This window comes from Devosia marina, from assembly GCF_009758415.1.
In the GTDB taxonomy this organism is placed as follows: domain Bacteria; phylum Pseudomonadota; class Alphaproteobacteria; order Rhizobiales; family Devosiaceae; genus Devosia; species Devosia marina.
Window position 1 is genome coordinate 304,272 of record NZ_WQRF01000001.1, and the last position, 16,635, is coordinate 320,906.

Annotated in this window: 15 protein-coding genes and 1 pseudogene; 5 read left to right on the plus strand and 11 right to left on the minus strand. The window is 60.3% G+C overall.

Annotation, left to right across the window (positions count from 1 at the left end):
• Positions 1–91 precede the first annotated feature (91 nt).
• From GO014_RS01395 to GO014_RS01405, 3 genes are all read right to left on the minus strand, one after another.
• Positions 92–436 (minus strand): DUF6894 family protein, encoded by a 345-nt coding sequence (locus tag GO014_RS01395; RefSeq protein WP_116589796.1) that lies wholly within the window; start codon positions 434–436, stop codon positions 92–94.
• A 21-nt stretch (positions 437–457) separates the two neighbouring features.
• Positions 458–1,009, minus strand: coding sequence for a flavin reductase family protein (locus GO014_RS01400; RefSeq protein WP_246204345.1), 552 nt, complete (start codon positions 1,007–1,009; stop codon positions 458–460).
• 123 nt (positions 1,010–1,132) lie between these two features.
• Positions 1,133–1,735, minus strand: a complete 603-nt coding sequence (locus GO014_RS01405) for a superoxide dismutase (RefSeq protein WP_157288829.1) — start codon at positions 1,733–1,735, stop codon at positions 1,133–1,135.
• Positions 1,736–1,885: 150 nt separating this feature from the next.
• Here GO014_RS01405 and GO014_RS01410 point away from each other — a divergent pair, with 150 nt between their 5' ends.
• The 4 genes and pseudogenes from GO014_RS01410 to GO014_RS19045 all read left to right on the plus strand — a co-directional run bounded on the left by GO014_RS01410 (position 1,886) and on the right by GO014_RS19045 (position 4,246).
• On the plus strand, positions 1,886–2,497 hold the full coding sequence (locus GO014_RS01410) for a helix-turn-helix transcriptional regulator (RefSeq protein ID WP_246204346.1): 612 nt from the start codon (positions 1,886–1,888) through the stop codon (positions 2,495–2,497).
• A complete protein-coding gene (locus tag GO014_RS01415) occupies positions 2,484–2,978 on the plus strand; it encodes a group III truncated hemoglobin (protein ID WP_157288831.1) in 495 nt (164 codons plus the stop codon). Before GO014_RS01410 ends, GO014_RS01415 begins: the two co-directional genes overlap by 14 nt.
• Before the next feature lie 97 nt (positions 2,979–3,075).
• Positions 3,076–3,579, plus strand: a complete 504-nt coding sequence (locus GO014_RS01420) for a hypothetical protein (RefSeq protein ID WP_157288832.1) — start codon at positions 3,076–3,078, stop codon at positions 3,577–3,579.
• Positions 3,580–3,623: 44 nt separating this feature from the next.
• A pseudogene (locus GO014_RS19045) lies at positions 3,624–4,246 on the plus strand (GGDEF domain-containing protein).
• 7 nt (positions 4,247–4,253) lie between these two features.
• On the opposite strand, the gene GO014_RS01435 reads toward GO014_RS19045, so the two are convergent.
• From GO014_RS01435 to GO014_RS01470, 8 genes are all read right to left on the minus strand, one after another.
• The gene (locus GO014_RS01435) at positions 4,254–5,195 is read right to left on the minus strand and encodes a family 43 glycosylhydrolase (protein WP_157288835.1); all 942 of its coding nucleotides are present in this window, start codon (positions 5,193–5,195) and stop codon (positions 4,254–4,256) included.
• Positions 5,192–6,106, minus strand: coding sequence for an ABC transporter ATP-binding protein (locus GO014_RS01440; protein ID WP_116589802.1), 915 nt, complete (start codon positions 6,104–6,106; stop codon positions 5,192–5,194). The genes GO014_RS01435 and GO014_RS01440 overlap by 4 nt, the downstream gene beginning before the upstream one ends.
• Positions 6,103–7,140, minus strand: a complete 1,038-nt coding sequence (locus tag GO014_RS01445) for an ABC transporter ATP-binding protein (RefSeq protein WP_157288836.1) — start codon at positions 7,138–7,140, stop codon at positions 6,103–6,105. The genes GO014_RS01440 and GO014_RS01445 overlap by 4 nt, the downstream gene beginning before the upstream one ends.
• A gap of 3 nt (positions 7,141–7,143) precedes the next feature.
• Entirely contained in the window at positions 7,144–8,001 is an 858-nt protein-coding gene (locus GO014_RS01450; protein WP_116589804.1) for an ABC transporter permease, read from the minus strand.
• Between the two features lie 4 nt (positions 8,002–8,005).
• Complete coding sequence (locus GO014_RS01455; protein ID WP_157288837.1) at positions 8,006–9,010, minus strand: ABC transporter permease; 1,005 nt, start codon at positions 9,008–9,010, stop codon at positions 8,006–8,008.
• Positions 9,011–9,219: 209 nt separating this feature from the next.
• Positions 9,220–11,100, minus strand: coding sequence for an ABC transporter substrate-binding protein (locus GO014_RS01460; RefSeq protein WP_157289767.1), 1,881 nt, complete (start codon positions 11,098–11,100; stop codon positions 9,220–9,222).
• A gap of 273 nt (positions 11,101–11,373) precedes the next feature.
• The gene (arfA, locus tag GO014_RS01465; RefSeq protein ID WP_343030703.1) at positions 11,374–12,885 is read right to left on the minus strand and encodes an arabinosylfuranosidase ArfA; all 1,512 of its coding nucleotides are present in this window, start codon (positions 12,883–12,885) and stop codon (positions 11,374–11,376) included.
• 173 nt (positions 12,886–13,058) lie between these two features.
• On the minus strand, positions 13,059–13,988 hold the full coding sequence (locus GO014_RS01470) for an ArsR/SmtB family transcription factor (RefSeq protein WP_157288838.1): 930 nt from the start codon (positions 13,986–13,988) through the stop codon (positions 13,059–13,061).
• 226 nt (positions 13,989–14,214) lie between these two features.
• Here GO014_RS01470 and GO014_RS01475 point away from each other — a divergent pair, with 226 nt between their 5' ends.
• On the plus strand, positions 14,215–16,482 hold the full coding sequence (locus GO014_RS01475) for an NADP-dependent malic enzyme (RefSeq protein ID WP_157288839.1): 2,268 nt from the start codon (positions 14,215–14,217) through the stop codon (positions 16,480–16,482).
• Positions 16,483–16,635 lie beyond the last annotated feature (153 nt).

Consider the following 16,635-nt stretch of genomic DNA (forward strand, 5'->3'; position numbering starts at 1 on the left):
GGTAGTCGCGGTTGACCACCTGAGAAAATAGCAATGGCGGCCGATCGGCCGCCATAATTGTTTGTGGCAATATCGGTGGTTGTTTCGGCGCCTAGTGGACCGTCGCCGGTTCGATTGGCGTAGCAGGGCCATCACCGACCTTCGGACCAGCCCAAAACACGACATAGAGCAGGTCTTGACCGGCGGCGTCGGTAATTTCGATCGAGCGGGGCGCGTCCATTTCGCCCCCTTCACCTGCCACTTTTTCAATAATGGCCCGGCCCATCTCTGCAGCAGTCTGCTCTGCAGCATCCAGATCGGGGTGCTCGCTGCCAGACTCGTCGCGGATCAGCGCTTCATCAGTACGGTAGTGAAAGTAATATTTCGGCACGATAAGTTCCCGTTTTCCGGGGGTAAACGTCGCGTAGCGGTAGAGGTTGCCCTGACGCGCAGCCATAGTGTGGCACTGCCGAGCCTGTCAGTCGACCCCGCGCAAGGCGCGATAGCCGTGCCGATGCCAGAGCAGGGGGCATGCTCCGGTACTGGTTTCCGCTTCGATGATTGCCCCCGCAAACAGCACATGCGTGCCGGTTTCCATCGCCCCGATCACTTCACAATCCAGTGCTGTCACAGCCCCTTGCAAATAGGGTTGCCCCGAGGGCCAGCGTCCCCATTGTCCGATGCCGAACCTGTCCGCTGGTTCCACGCGCCCGGCAAAGGCATCGGCAATGGCCTCTTGACCGGTCGCCAGCATGGCCAGGGAGAAGCAGCCGGTCTTGGCGATCAGATCGGCCAATCGGCTCACAATGTCGATAGACACCAGTATCGCAGGCGGCTGTGCCGACAAGGACAGCACCGAGGTAGCCGTCCGTCCCACACGTTCGTCTCCCCGACGTGCCGTCACGACGTGAACACTCGAAGCCAGGCCCGACATGGCCGAGCGGAACTCGGCGTCATTGATGGCTGGCCGGCGCAGCGGCCTCAGGGCCATGGTGTCAGGCAATTCGAACTCGGGCATGGGGATAGTCATGGTGGAAACAGGCTACCAGTGCAATGTGGCCGGTGCAAAATACCGGGTTGTACCTCCCCCGCTCAGAGGGAGGATAAGTGGGCTTGAGCCGCACACGCCAGTGTCGCGGCTCACAGCGGGACCTCAGCCCATGTTGGCTTCGGCAAACTCGTAGTTGGCGAGCTTGTCGAGGAAGTTGCTTACATAGTCCGGGCGGCGATTGCGGAAATCGACATAGTAGGAGTGTTCCCAGACGTCGAGGCCCAGCAACACTTTGCCCTCGCCGGTAGCCAGCGGATTTGAACCATTGGGGGTCTTGGTGGTCTTGAGCTTGCCGTCGGTCCCAAGTACCAGCCAGGCCCAGCCCGATCCGAACTGAGTGGTCGCAGCGGTCTTGAAGCTATCCTTGAACGCATCGATCGACCCGAAATCCTCGATGATCTTGGCTTCCAGCTTGCCTGGCAGTTTGCCGCCCTCAGGGCTTAGTGCCTGCCAGAAATGGATGTGGTTCCAGTGCTGGCCGGCATTGTTGAACACTGGCGCGAAGTCTGCCTTGTCCTTGGTGAAAGCGACAATCTCTTCGAGCGACTTACCGGCCAGTTCCGGCATCTTTTCGACAAAGCCGTTGAGCGCAGTGACATAGGCCTGATGGTGCTTGTCGTGGTGCAGCTCCAGGGTTTCCTGGCTCATGCCATTGCCAGCAAGGGCATCGGCTGAATAGGTCAGGGAGGGCAGCGTGAAGGTCATGTTCGGGGTCCTTTCGCATTCGGCTTGCAACTTTGAGCACGCCGGGTTAATTTCCAAGCAATGGCTTTGAAAACCCTTTCCGATGATATGTCAAGTTCGAGCTTGGAAAATGCCGTCTGGTCGCCGCGCAGCCCGGCCGAGCGTGTCCTCATGGCCCTCAAGATGCACGGCGCGCTCTCGGCGGCGGCCTTGGGGAAATCCATGGGAACCACCAGCGAGGCGGCCCGCCAGCAATTGCAGCGCCTCGCCGACGATGGCCTGGTGGAAGCGCATAGCGCAGCCAGCGGTGTCGGTCGTCCGACCCAGTTGTGGAGCCTTGCGTCCGCTGCCCAGGCGCGATTTCCCGATACGCATGCGGCGTTGACGGTGCAATTGCTCGATATCGTGCGGGACCATCTCGGCCAGGACGTGCTCGACACCATCATTGCCGCCCGCGAGACCGATACACGCAGCGCCTATGAAGTGGCGGTCGGATCGGCGACAGACCTTAAGTCCAGGGTCGCCGCGCTGGCCGACCTGCGCAGCCAGGAAGGCTACATGGCTGCCTGGACCGAGCAGCCCGACGGGTCGATGCTACTGGTTGAGAACCATTGCCCGATCTGCGCTGCCGCGACGGCCTGTCAGGGCTTTTGTCGCGCCGAACTCGAAGTGTTCCGATCCGTGCTGGGTCCGGAAGTGGAGGTCGAGCGTCAGGAGCACATTGTTTCAGGTGGGCGCCGCTGCACCTATTCGATCAGGAGCATCGACAATGCCGCCCGATGATCGGCCACCGGTGGGCACGCAGTTGCATCGCATCGGCTGGGAGACGCCCGAGGGGCTCGACGAGGCGATGATCCGCAAAGTCGTCGTTGAGTTCTATGACCGCGCTCGCCGCGACGATGTTATCGGTCCAATCTTCAATCGCGTCATTGCCGATGCGGAATGGCCGGGGCATCTCGACAAGATCACCGATTTCTGGAGTTCGATGCTGCTCGGCTCGGGACGCTACAATGGTCGACCCATGCCCAAGCACATGGCCATCCCTGATCTCGCTGATCTTCATTTCATGCGCTGGCTGCGCCTGTTCCGCCAGACTGTCGAGGAAATCTGCCCGCCCGACATTGCCGCGCTTTTTGTGGAGCGCTCCGAGCGTATCGGCAATTCGTTCCGCATGAACATCTTTATGCGTCGCGGCGACGACATTACCCAGATGGGCCCGCTGCGGCGGGAGCCCGACCCGGTCTGGAAACCCGACCAGGATTGAGATGAGCTGAACCCCCGCGCTGCACGCTGAATGGTGCTCGATCGCCACTCAACAAAAGCATCGTTTCCCGGAGTATTGCGCAAACTATCTGCGCTCGGTGTGCCAGGAATCCGAGCTGGCGCTGTCCCTGCTCGAACAGGCGGTGGATCTGGCCGGGGTGGGCGACAATACTGCTGCTGCCGCCTTTTACACCCTCAATCTGGGCTTCGCGCATTCCAAGATGGCTGAATCGGCGGCCAAGTTGGACGAGGACGAGCGTCTGGCCGAACAAAGGGCCTTGGCCATTGCGCAAAGCACGGCGGCCGCAGGCCTGACCGAGGGGGCGGGCGATCTCTGGACCTTGCGCGTTGCCCTGTGCAATGGCCCTGAATTTCTGTCCGCTGTATGCCGCAATGATGTGGCAATCGCCTTGCTCGATCGCTGGACCAAGCTGCCGGGCGAGGCCAGCCCCAGTCTGCGTGCCCACCATCTCTATACTCTTGGCTGGTCCGCTGCGCGATGGGTCAATATCGCCAGGCAGAGACAGCATGCCAGGACGTCTTGGCGCTGGCGGAGGCGACTGGACAGATCGACCATCAGGTCAATGCTGCCCAAGCGTTGAGCCGCATATTGGAAGCCATGGGCGACACCGCTGCTGCCCTGAGCATGCACCGCCTCTATCACAATCTATTCGTTCGCCAGTCTGGCGAAGCGGTCCGCCGCCGCGCACGCGTTGAGGAAATCCGGACCGAGGCCGACCGGTTGCGCGCCCGTACTGCCGAATTGGCAGACCTGGCCTTGTCCGATCCGCTCACCGGCATCGCCAACCGCCGCAGCTTCGATCAGATCCTTGACCGGCTGGTCGGCAATCCTTTGTCGGTGGCAATTGTCGATCTGGACAACTTTAAACTGGTCAATGATCGCCACACCCATATCGCCGGTGACGCCGTGCTCCAGCGCGTCGCCCGGATCATGGTCGACCAGATCGCCACCCATGGCCATGTCGCGCGCCTGGGGGCGAGGAATTTGTCCTCATCTTCCCCGAGGCTCCGCTGGCCACGGCGGCCGCCTTCTGCGAAGGCGTGCGGGTCGCGATCGGCAATGCCGACCGGGACAAGATCGCCCCGGACATGAAGGTAACAGTCAGCATTGGCGTTGCCGCCGGCGATGGCATGCGCCTCACGGGCGAGCTGATGCAGCTTGCCGATTCCCGCCTGTATTTGGCCAATGCGGGCGGCCGCGACCGGGTCGTGGCAGGGGAACCGCTTGCCTCCTGGCACGCCGGGTAGCGCTGGGTCAGCCCAGAAGTCCCAGGTCCTTGGGAACATTCCGCTCGCACAGCAGTACCCCATCCACCACGGTCAACCGGGCCTGGTGGATCGCCGTACGCCGCGCCGCAACGTCGGGCGGGCCGTCAGTCTGGCTGCGTTCATCCCATTCGGGGTGGGTGAAATAATACATTGCGGCATGGTCGCCATTGACCACCACATCGGCATGGCGGGCATAACGCTGGTCCATCGGGTCCGCGCCTGGCGCGTCAGCGATGAGCCCCTGTCGCGTCCACCTCAACGTATCGTTGGACCGATACACCGCCTGTCCGCGCCATTCGTCGACGATCAGCCAGTAATGGCCGCCCAGCGCGAAGACATTGGGTCCTTCATGCGGCGGCGCATCCGGTGACCCAGGCAGAACCAGCCCTTCCAGGGCCCAATTCATCATGTCAGGGCTGGTCGCGCTCCAGGTGCTCGATCCCTGACCTTCATCCTTGTACCACATCCGCCACTGGCCATCGGGGCTGGGGAAGACGCAGGCGTCGATGCAATTGCTGCTGGATAGTTTCAGCGGCCCGACCCGTGACCATGTCTCCAGGTCCGGACTGGTGAAATGGGTAATCGTGCGCGGTACCTTCCAATGCGTCGGCACCCCGGTGATATAGCTGAGGAACATGTGATACTGCCCCTCCGCGAACACCACTTCGGGCGCCCAATGCGTATTGAGGCCATCATCGCCCGGTGCATCCAGCCCCTTCACCGTCCCCCGATAGGCCCAGCTCGCCCCGCCATCTTGCGAGACCGCAATGCCGATGGGTGAACCATGGATCCAGCCGAAGCCGGGTTCGCCGGCGCTGGCCCGGCGATTGGTGTAGAACATCCACCATTCATCCGTGCCTTCGCGCCTGACAACCACCGGATCGGCTGCGCCATCCTCAACCGGGTCGCGGAAGATGGGGGCGCTCATGCATAAACCCGCACATGCCGCCCGTCTGGCCGCGCCACCAGCTCGCCGGCCCGCCCGACGCTGTTATTGGCTTGGTCCAGCATGGTCGGATCGGTGCCGAGTTTGCCTGCGCCGGCGTCGTCCGTCGAGAGCACCGACGCCTTGAGCAGCCGTGAATAGGCGTGCTCGGGGTTCTCCAGGACCGTGCGCGCATCGCCCATTTCGACGATCCGTCCCCGTTGCATGATGATGATGCGGTTCGAGATGTAATATGCCGTCGCCAGATCGTGGGTGATGTAGATCACCGACACCTTGAGATCATCCCGCAGGCTCTTGAGCAGATTGACGATGCTCATGCGCAGCGAGGCGTCGACCATGGACACCGGTTCGTCGGCGATTAGCAGCGGCGGGTTGGGAATCAGCGCCCGGGCAATTGCGCAGCGCTGCAACTGTCCACCACTCATCTCGTGGGGAAACCGCCCGCGTACTTCCTTGAGGCTTAAGCCCACTTTTTGCAGGGAGTCGTCCATCGCTTTGTCGATGGCGGCCTTGTCGCTCGTGTCCAAAAACCGTCGCGCCGTGCTTTCGAGATATCGTTCGATCTGTTTTAGCGGGTTGAACGCTTCGAACGGATTCTGAAAGACCGGCTGCACATGGCTCATAAATTTCAGGCGCTCGGCGCGTCCGGCATGCCGGTCCACCTGCTCGCCGCGGAACAGGATGTCCCCTTCAGTGGGATCTTCCAGGCCCAGGATCATGCGCGCCAGCGTCGTCTTGCCCGACCCTGACTCCCCGATAATCGTGAAGATCTCCGGATTTTCCGAACTCAGCGAAAAGCTGGCATCCATCACCGCATCAATGGTCTTGCGACCGAAAATGCCGCCCATGGTGAAGCGCTTGGACACGTTTTGCACATCGAGAAGTGTTGTCATGCCATCGCTCCTGCAGGGGCCGCAATATTGACCAGCGGTTTGACGTCCTCCCAGCGCCAGCAGGCGCTGCGCTGTCCTGGAGCAACCTCGATCATTGGCGGCACCTCCTTGCGGCATTTGTCGACAGCCAGCGGGCAGCGCGGATGGAACCGGCAGCCCTGCGGCGGATCGGCCAGATTGGGCGGGCGGCCCTCCAGAGCAGGGCGCTGCTGGGTGTCCCCGATGCGCGGCAGGCTGGCTACCAGGTGCGCTGTATAGGGATGCTTGGGGGTGAAGAACATCTGGCGCGTCGGCCCTTCCTCCACCAGCCGTCCGGCATAGATGATGCCCACGCGGTCCGCGACATTGGCATGCACGCTCATGTCGTGCGTCACGAATACCACCGAAGCACCCATTTCCTTCTGGATGTCGCGGATCAGGCTTAGCACTTCCTTCTGCACCACTACGTCGAGCGCCGTAGTCGGTTCGTCGGCAATGATGAATTCGGGGTGGCACACGGTCGCCAGCCCAATGGTCACACGCTGCCGCATGCCGCCAGACAATTCATGCGGATAGGCCTTCAGCACATCGGCCGGCAAATTGAGCCGCGCCAGATGCTTGACGACGCGATCCTCGAAGGCCTTGCCAGTCAGCCCCAGCGGGCGCTGGGCGAAATCCTGGAAGGTCCGGCCAATGCGGCGCACCGGATTGAGCACGCTCATCGAGCCCTGCATGATGTAACTCAGATGCTTCCAGCGCACGGTCTCGATTTGCTCGGGACTGGCCGTGGTCACATCGATCGGGCCATTCTTGAAATTGTACTTCACCGTGCCCTCGACCACCCGCAGCGGCGGGCGGATGGCGGCGGCCAGCACCTTGATGAAGCTGGTCTTGCCCGAGGAGCTCTCCCCGGCAATGCCATAGACCTCGTTCTTGCGCATGGTCATGGTGATGTCGTCGACCGCCCGAACCTCCCGGTTCACACCGAAATAGTTCATCTGGTAATAGGCCTTGAGCCCTTCGACCTGAAGGATGATGTCGTTTTCCTGCGTCATGGCTCAGGCTCCCATGCGGCGCAGACGGCTGCGCGGGTCGATATATTCGTTCATGCTGATGGCCAGCAGGAACAGGCCGATAAAGGTCATCACCATCAGGATCACCGGTATGGCGATCCACCACCACACGCCCACCACCATGGCCGAGTGTGAATTGGCCCAGTACAGCGCCGTGCCGATGGTCGGGTTGTTGATATTGGTGAAGCCGAGCACTGCCAGCGTCACTTCCAGCCCGATCGACCACAGCATGTTGTTCATGAAAGTGGAGAACACGATGGGCATCACGTAGGGCAGATGCTCTTCGAGCAGGATTTTGCGCGTGCTCATCCCTGCAAAGACGGCATGGCGGGTAAATTCGCGATGCTTGAGGCCCAGCGCCACCGAGCGGATCAGGCGGGCGTCGAACGGCCAGCCGAAGCAGGCCATGATCAGCGCGAGCGTGAAGCTGTCCATATTGTTGCGCAGCACGAAGTAGAACAGCACCAGCACCGGGAAGATCGGGATGGCCACGAAGATGTCATTGACGAACATCAGCGCCCGATCGACCCATCCGCCCAGATAGCCTGCCGTCAGGCCCACGGCGATGGAGATGATGCGGGAAAGAACCGCAACGGTGAGGCCAAAGGTCAGACTGTTCCGGAAGGCTGCCGAGAGCTGCCAGAACATATCCTGGCCACGCGAATTGGTGCCGAACCAGAACTGCGCAGAAGGCGGCTGGTCCGGAATGGTCGTATAGATCAGCGACGGATCGACCGGCGAGAAGAAGCTCAGGCAGGCAAACAGCACCACAACGCCCACCAGGACCAGTCCGATAGTGAACTCGATATTGTAGCGGATGAGATCGCGGAATACGGCAAACATAGTCTTACTCCGCCCGTACGCGTGGATCGAGAATGGGATAGAGCAGGTCCACGATGAAGATCGACACCGCGACCGCCGTCACCGACACAGTCGCTACGGCCAGCACCAGCGAATAGTCCCCGGCATTGACCGCGTCGATCAGCAGGGAGCCCAGCCCGGGGTAGTTGAAGACCTGCTCGGTGATCACTGTTCCGGAGAACACGGTTCCAAGCGCCATTGCCAGTGCGGTGAGCTGCGGCAGCAGCGCATTGCGCATCACATAGGCGCCAACAATCGTCGTGCGCTTCACACCGGCAAGCTCCGCATAAGTCACATAGTCCTCGGTGACGACGTTGGAGACCAGCGCGCGCATGCCAAGGAACCAGCCACCAAATCCGACCAGCACCAGTGAAAGTGCGGGCAGGGTGGCATGCTGAATGACCGAGGAGATGTACGGCCAGTTCCAGCCCGGCGTCACATTCATTGCGAAGCCGCCGGAAATGGGCAGGATCGGCCAGATAAACCCGAACACGATCAGCATGATGAAGGCGACGACATAATAGGGGATCGGCTGGATGCCGATTGCCACCAGCCCGAAGGCCTTCAGGAAGCGGTTGTTCTGGTTGTAGCCGGCAAGGCCACCCATGATGTTGCCAACGGCAAAGGTAATCAGTGTCGCCAGGGTCAGCAGGGTGACGGTCCAGGGCAGGGCGCGCATCACCAGCGTCATCGCCGGCGTCGGGAAGGCCAGCAGCGATGGGCCGAAGTCGCCTTGCACCAACCGGGTCCAGAAATTGATGTATTGGCTCCAGATGGGTTCATCGACGCCATAGAGCTCGGTCAGGGCGGCACGCATCGCCACAATGGCTTCCGGGTTGGAAACCGACCTTGCGGTCATCCGGCCCAGAGCCGACTCCACCGGGTTGATCGGTGACAGATGCGTCACCAGGAACGTTGCCGAAACACCGAAGAAGATCACTGCCAGCAATTGCAGCGCGCGCTTCCCCACAAACCAGAGATAACCGTGCATTCGGACTCCTCGCCTGCCCTAAAAATTCGACCCACGCATTCAGGTTCGCCTCTGCGAACCGCCGATTGTCTTGCCGGGTCCAGTACGAAGCTCACTGCTTTCGCAGGAATGACGTCCCGTGGGTGATCGGAGCCGGAGACAAGACGGGGCGCACCCGGAGGCGCGCCCCGCCGAACGGCCCGGCTTTCCGGGCCGCCCAGGGAGGAGCGCTATGAAGCGCCTTCAACCGGGCTGATCTGCGTGAAGATATACTTCGAGTTCGACCAGTTGGTGACCGGGTTGGCATAGTTGTTTTCGGCATCCGGCCAGCCGGTCCAGAACCGGTTCGACTGCATGGAGAACACATTGTAGGACATGATCGGAATGTTCGGCATCTCCTCAAGGTGGAGCTTGACGAAGTCGTGTCCGTATTCAATCGCCTTGGGGTCGTTGAAGTCGATGCCACGAACCTTGTTGATGATCTCGTCAAGGCGCGGATCGGTCCAGCGCATCCAGTTGCGGCCAGGCTGGGTTTCCCCGGGTTCGACCACGAAGGACGAGTGGTAGCTGTCCAGGAAGAATGCCAGGTCCGGATGGCCACCATAGGTTTCCACGGCCCAGCCGATTTCCACCTCGAAGTCGCCCGCACCGGTGCGATCCCAGATGTCCGTGGCCACTTCCGCCGTTGCCTGGACGCCGTTCTGGGCCCAGCTCTGGGCGATCATCACGCCGAGGCGATTGATGACGCCTTCTTGCGGCACGAGCACACTGATCGTGAAGGGTGAGCCGTCAGGCATCATCCACTGATTGCCGCTCTTGGTGAAACCTGCGGCAGTGAGGAGTTCCTCGGCCGCCTGCACGTCGGTCTTCCACCAGCCATAGCCGAAGGAATTCCGGATCGCTTCGGGATCGGTTGGTACCTGGTCGCCAAACTGCGGACGCACCATTTCGGCGATCTGCAGGCCAACATCGGGGTCGTAAGGCTTGATGACGCGCGAACCGGTATCGAGCTCGAAGTTGATAAGGTAATCCTGCAGCGGCGCATGGTAGTCGCGCGGATGCGTGCCGGTCGGCGGAATGGAGATCGCCGAAAGTGTCGCCGCGCCGCGATAGGACGCCATAGACATGGCGCGCGCATCCAGCATGAGGGTGAGTGCCCACCGCACCCGCTTGTCCTGGAATTTGGGGTTCTGCAGGTTGAACACGGCCATGGGCAGGGTCGGATCGGGGTGCGCATAGGGGAAGCCCGGGAACCAGCCCTGCACGTCCGGATCCTGCTGCACGATGGAGAATGTTCCTTCGGGCGACAGATCGTGGATCATGTCCAGATTGCCATTGCGCATTTCGATCAAGCGATTGTCGGTCGAAATATTGTTCCGGTAGATGATGTATTTGGGCTTTGGTTCGCCCACCAGCGCCATGGTGGTCTTGTCCCAGTCGGCGCGCTTTTCCCAGATGTACCAGGTGCCATTCGGGTCGTACGAATGCAGCGTGTAGGGGCCAAGGCTGACCGGCGGGTTGTTCTCGAACGCCACGATGTCCTCGACACCTTCGAACACATGCTTGGGCATGATCCAGGCGGCGTTCCAGCGCACCGAGAAGGTCGTGTGGAAGCGCGAGTTGGGGGCCTTGAGCTTGAAATGGACCGTGTACGGATCCTCTGCCGTCACGCTCTCGATCTGGGTGGAGAAGGCACCGTACCAGCCTGTACCGGGCGTCGCAGCCTGCTTTTCAACGGTAAAGACCACATCGTCGGCGGTGAACTCCACGCCGTCACTCCACATGATGCCCTTGCGCAGGCGCACGGTCATCTCGGAGAAGTCATCATTATATTCCCATGGACCCTCGGCCAATGAGTAGTAGATAGCGTTTTCGCTGGCGCCTTCGATGCCGGCATCGGGATCGATGTACCAGAAAGTGTCGGCGGTGAGCTGCTGCAGGCCGGTCGAAAGACCGCCGCCGCCATTGGCCCAGAGATTGAACCAGCCTGGATTGCGGATAACCCCTTCGGGGTTGTGAACGATGACCGTCTCATTGCGCGGGAACTGCGCCAGATCCGGTACCGACCCTTCCGCTTCCTGCGCCATGGCCAGGCCATTGCCTGCAACCATGAGTGCGCCGATAGCGGTGGTGCCGATCAGAAAACTGCGTCTATCCATCGATGTCCTCCCATTGCGAAGCGCCTTGTTGCGCTTCCTTCCACGAGGCTCCTCAACCTCGCGATAAGTCATACTTAACTAGGGGGTTGGGGCTGTCAATGTCTTTTATGATGTAAATCCAATACTATGATACAAAATGCAGTGAGGCCCGCCTTTTGGGGCGGGCCTCATGAAAATGCCTGTGCGTGACCTGTTCATCTTGAGGGTCCAGGACTGCTTTGGACCTCAGATTTTAACCCGCACCATCTGATAGGAATAGGGCGGCAGGACGACAGAAAGCGTATCGCCGTTCACCTTGGCGCCGGTCCCCTTCTTCGGTGCAACCTCTTCCTGATTTCCGGCCGTGTTCACGGCCTTGAGATCAGGGTGGGTCATGACCTGATGATCGATGATCGAGGCATTGGCGAAGCCTTGCAAGCTCACTTCCGTTTCAATGCTCTCGCTGGTGTGGCGATTGACGAGGAAGAAGCTCAGCGTGCCGTCTTCCTCGTTGTGTACGCCGGAAACATCGACAAACGCCGTATTCTTGTCATGCGGCGTCTCGTAGCCTGGCGAGTTTGCCACCAGTTGGAGTGCCGTGCCGCGGCCGTAGACCGAAGCAAAATAGTAGGGGTAGTAGATGGTCTGCGCCCAGGCAGGCCCGCCCTTTTCGGTCATGATCGGCGCGATCACGTTCACAAGCTGGGCGATACAGGCGATCTTCACCACGTCGGAGCGGCGGATGAAGGTGTTGAGGATCAACCCCACCATCAGCACGTCTTCGAAATTATAGATGTCCTCGAGCAGCCCCGGCGCATGCGGCCAGCCGTTATTGCCCTCCAGGATCTGGCGATCCTTCTGGTTCGAATGGTACCAGACGTTCCACTCGTCGAAGGAGATGTAGACGTCCTTCTTGGACTTCTTCTTGGCCTTCACCTGCTTGATGGTGGCGGCAACGGTCTCGATATAAGTGTCCAGCTTCTCGGCAAGCCCAAGGTAATTGGGCGTGTTGTCGTCGCGATTGGCGAAGTACATGTGCAGGCTGATATGATCGACATGATCATAAGTGTGCTCGAGCACGATGCGTTCCCAATCGGGATAGCTGGGCATGTCCGAATTGGACGAGCCGCAGACGATCAGCTCCAGGGATTTGTCGAACATACGCATGGCGCGCGCCGTGTTGGCAGCCAGCTTGCCATACTCGTCAGCATCCTTGTGGCCGACCTGCCAGGGGCCGTCCATCTCGTTGCCCAGGCACCACATCTTGACGTTCCACGGCTCCTTGCGCCCGTTCTTGATGCGCAGATCGGACCAGTAGGAGCCACCTGGATGATTGACATATTCCAGGAAGTTGCGGGCATCGTCGACGCCCCGTGAACCCAAATTGACGGCCAGCATCATTTCGGTGCCGACACTGTCGCACCAATCGGCGAATTCGTGCACGCCCACGGCATTGCTTTCCGACGTGTGCCAGGCCAGATCGAGCCGGACCGGGCGCTCCTCACGCGGGCCGATGCCATCTTCCCAGTTATAGGCGGAAACGAAGTTGCCGCCGGGGTATCGCACGACGGGCACGTTGAGCTTCTTGACCAGGTCGATCACATCGCCGCGCATGCCGTTCTTGTCGGCGCTCGGGTGATCTGGTTCATAGATGCCCTCATAGACCGCGCGGCCCAGATGCTCGAGAAAAGCCCCATAGACACGATCATCGATTTTGGCGATCGTGTAGTCCTTGTTGGCAATGACGGACGCCTTCACCGGCTCCTCCCACTAATTCCGTTTTTCTGATTTGTATCAGTAAAGACGTTTGTAGCGATGGCGTAGCGGGCGCGCAAGTTCAAAAATATGATTTTTGAGGCGTGCATGTTCGGGCCCCGGCTGGATGGCGCCGCGGCATGGATCGTAACAGCAACCGGGAATGCGAGGATAAATCAGGGCGCCGTTTGCAGGCGCAACGTGATGTCCTGATCGTAATTGCCAAATCCGCGACCAAAAATATTGATCCCACCGGGATGTTTGGCGTCGGGCTTGACCGCGATGCGCAGACGGATCGAATGATGGTTCCCCAGGTCGAGGTCGTGCAATGAGACCGGCGAAATCTTCATTCCGTCCACATAGGTGCCGTCCATGGTGACGCGCCAGCTCTTGAGCTTGCCATACTGGCTGCCCTTGAGCTTCCACCAATCTGGCGTATAGACGCCGCGCTTGTCTCCGAAATCGCCGGTTGAGAGCCAGGTGCCGATCTCGGTGCCGTTCACCGACAAGGTGATGTCGCTTGGCCAGTCCGCCGAGGTGCCGGGGACTTCCGAGCTCAATTCCAGCATGAACTCCATCGATTCAATGGTGTTCTGAGCCAGCTTGGCATTGTTGGGGAACTGATATTCGAGATAGCCGCGCGTAAACCAGATCAGCCCCGCCTTCATGCGGTCGGGGTCGAGGAAAGTATCGGGCACGTCGAGCAGCCCGATAATGCCTTCACTGGAGCATAGCCCGCATGGCGCAGAGACCTCGCAACTGGTGTAGAGCCCCAGCGGCATGGACACTTCGATCGTGTTGGCACGGAGTGGCTCGATGTCATCCTTGAACATCACCAGCACTTCGTCGAATGTCGAATGGCAGATCTTCTGATTGCCCTTGCGCGCCTTCTGCGTCTCCGTGCGGATCAGTCCCGCGCCCTCAAGGATTTGCAGGTTTGTCGACACGGTCGACTGCGGCAGCCCGAGCTTTTCGGCAATTTCATTGCCATTCATCGCGCCTTCGAGATGCAGTAATTTCAGCATCTTGACGCGAATAGGCGAGGCGAGGCCCTTCAGCACGTCGATGCCTTCTTCTGGGTCAATGACAAGAAAATTACGGCTCATGCGAATACGGTGCTGCCCAATGGATAAAACCCGATTGTGTATCAGGAAATCTGAACCAATCAACCCGATGGGCGCCAAAACCAGATGTGATCCTGAAAATCAGGTGCCTTTGCCTACGACTAACGCATAACTTCCCTTGGGACAGCAGACCTGTTCTTGAAAAGTTTCGCCGCGTGGGGACGCGGCCCGGTGCGCGACCATGCCGCGCCGCAGATGGGAGAGATTGATGTCCGACGACAAGGCCACCAACCTGCGCGAAGCCGCGCTGTATTTTCATGAGTTTCCCAAGCCAGGGAAACTGGAAATCGTGGCCACCAAGCCGCTTGCGAACACACGAGACCTCTCGCTGGCCTATTCGCCCGGGGTAGCCATCCCCTGCGAGGAAATTGCGGCCAATCCAGCCGATGCTTACAAATACACCTCCAAGGGCAATCTGGTTGCCGTGATCTCCAACGGCACGGCCGTGCTTGGACTTGGCAATATCGGTGCGCTTGCGTCCAAGCCGGTGATGGAAGGCAAGGCGGTCCTGTTCAAGAAGTTCGCCGGTATCGACTCGATCGATATCGAGGTCAATGAACAGGACCCCAAACGCTTCATCGAGATTGTTGCGCCATTGGAGCCCAGCTTTGGTGGCATCAATCTCGAAGACATCAAAGCCCCCGAATGCTTCGAGATCGAGGAAGCCCTGCGCGAGCGGATGAATATCCCGGTGTTCCATGACGACCAGCACGGCACAGCGATTATCGTTGCCGCTGCCGTCATTAACGCCATGCGGCTGGTCAAGAAGGACATCGCCAAGGCAAAAATCGTTACCTCCGGGGCAGGGGCAGCTGCCATTGCCTGCATGAACATGCTGATTGCCGTCGGGGCAAAGAGGGAAAACATCTGGATTGCCGACTCCAAGGGCCTCGTGACCAAGAAGCGGGACAACTCCGTTGACCGCTGGCGTGGTGCCTTTGCCCAGGACACCGACGAGACCGAGCTTAGCGCCGTTATGGCGGGGGCGGATATCTTTGTCGGGCTCTCCAAGGCTGGGGCTCTCAAGCCCGAAATGATGAAGGGCATGGCGCCAAATCCGCTGATCCTGGCGCTCTCCAATCCCATCCCCGAGATCATGCCGGAACTGGCAAAGGAAGCGCGGCCCGATGCGCTGGTCTGCACGGGGCGCTCGGACTATCCCAACCAGGTCAACAACGTCCTCTGCTTCCCGTTCCTGTTCCGTGGGGCGCTGGATTGTGGCGCCACCATCATCAACGAAGAGATGAAGGCTGCGGCAGCCCATGCCATCGCCAAACTCGCCCATGAGCCGGGTCTTGAATCCACCAGCCATGGTGTGCCGGCCATTTTCGGCGCGGACTATCTGATCCCCAATCCCTTCGACCAGCGGCTGATCCTGCGCATCGCGCCGGCGGTGGCGAAAGCGGCGATGGAGTCTGGCGTCGCGGCAAGGCCGATTGCCGATTTTGACGCCTATCGCGATCAGTTGCGCCGCTTCGTCTTCCGCTCCGGCATGGTGATGAAGCCGATGATCGAGCGGGCCCAGGCCTCGGGCAAGCGGATCGCCTTTGCCGATGGCGAGGACGAACGCGTGCTGCGCGCCGCCCAGGTCATCCTCGAAGACGGTATCGGCAAGCCAATCCTGATCGGCCGCCCCTCGGTGATCGAATCGCGATTGGAGCGTTTCGGGCTAACGATACGGCCCGGCACGGATTTTGAGGTCATCAACCCCGAAGACGATCCGCGCTATCGCGACTATGTCGCTGACTTCCATGCCCTGGTTGGGCGCAAGGGCGTCACCCCCGATACCGCCAAGACTATCGTGCGCACCAACACCACAGTCATTGGCGCGCTGGCTGTTCGGCGCGGCGAGGCCGATGCGCTGATCTGCGGATTACAGGGGCGGTTCATCAAACATGCCCGCGACATCCATTCGGTGATCGGCGTGGCACCGGGAGCGCAACAACTTTCGGCCCTGTCCATGCTGATCCTCAATCGCGGTGTATTCTTCCTGGCCGATACCTACGCCAATATCGACCCCACCGAGGACGAACTGGTGTCGATTGCCCTGCAGGCCCGCGACCACCTCAAGCGCTTCAACATCGAGGCCAAGGCGGCGCTGCTGAGCTATTCCAACTTCGGCTCGCGTGATGGCGAAACCAGCGAGAAGATGCGGGCGGTCTATGACCGGCTCAAGGCGGAAGCGCCGGAGCTGATGGTCGAGGGTGAAATGCAGGGCGATCTGGCGATCAATGAGAGCCTGCGCGATCGCTATATTCCGGACTCGGTGCTCAAGGGCGAAGCCAACCTCCTGATTTTCCCGAATCTTGAGGCGGCAAACCTCTCCATGACGCTGCTCAAGGAGATGAATAATGGGCTGCATATCGGTCCCATCCTGATGGGCACGGCCCAGCCTGCTCATATTCTGGCGCCGACGGTAACCAGCCGTGGCATTGTCGACATGACGGCGATTGCGGCAACGGAAGCGGCGGGGTAGGGGCGAGCAAAGGCGCCGCCCGGCCTCTCGGCTTGCGGATACACGGTAACGAACGGCCAGCGGCCCAGAAAGGTGAACGTTCAAGTGCAAGAGCCATTGGCCGTTCGTCACGGAAACACGGATTTTCCACGGGTCCGGATTCAGGCGGTACCG

Bases quoted from the DNA above. Each gene is read 5' to 3' on its own strand.
- GO014_RS01395 (WP_116589796.1), bottom strand. From the start codon at position 436: ATGGCTGCGCGTCAGGGCAACCTCTACCGCTACGCGACGTTTACCCCC.
- GO014_RS01475 (WP_157288839.1), top strand. From the start codon at position 14,215: ATGTCCGACGACAAGGCCACCAACCTGCGCGAAGCCGCGCTGTATTTT.
- GO014_RS01470 (WP_157288838.1), bottom strand. From the start codon at position 13,988: ATGAGCCGTAATTTTCTTGTCATTGACCCAGAAGAAGGCATCGACGTG.
- GO014_RS01440 (WP_116589802.1), bottom strand. From the start codon at position 6,106: ATGACAACACTTCTCGATGTGCAAAACGTGTCCAAGCGCTTCACCATG.
- GO014_RS01415 (WP_157288831.1), top strand. From the start codon at position 2,484: ATGCCGCCCGATGATCGGCCACCGGTGGGCACGCAGTTGCATCGCATC.
- GO014_RS01455 (WP_157288837.1), bottom strand. From the start codon at position 9,010: ATGCACGGTTATCTCTGGTTTGTGGGGAAGCGCGCGCTGCAATTGCTG.
- GO014_RS01410 (WP_246204346.1), top strand. From the start codon at position 1,886: ATGGCCCTCAAGATGCACGGCGCGCTCTCGGCGGCGGCCTTGGGGAAA.
- GO014_RS01435 (WP_157288835.1), bottom strand. From the start codon at position 5,195: ATGAGCGCCCCCATCTTCCGCGACCCGGTTGAGGATGGCGCAGCCGAT.
- GO014_RS01445 (WP_157288836.1), bottom strand. From the start codon at position 7,140: ATGACGCAGGAAAACGACATCATCCTTCAGGTCGAAGGGCTCAAGGCC.
- GO014_RS01405 (WP_157288829.1), bottom strand. From the start codon at position 1,735: ATGACCTTCACGCTGCCCTCCCTGACCTATTCAGCCGATGCCCTTGCT.
- GO014_RS01400 (WP_246204345.1), bottom strand. From the start codon at position 1,009: ATGACTATCCCCATGCCCGAGTTCGAATTGCCTGACACCATGGCCCTG.
- GO014_RS01450 (WP_116589804.1), bottom strand. From the start codon at position 8,001: ATGTTTGCCGTATTCCGCGATCTCATCCGCTACAATATCGAGTTCACT.
- GO014_RS01460 (WP_157289767.1), bottom strand. From the start codon at position 11,100: ATGGTTGCAGGCAATGGCCTGGCCATGGCGCAGGAAGCGGAAGGGTCG.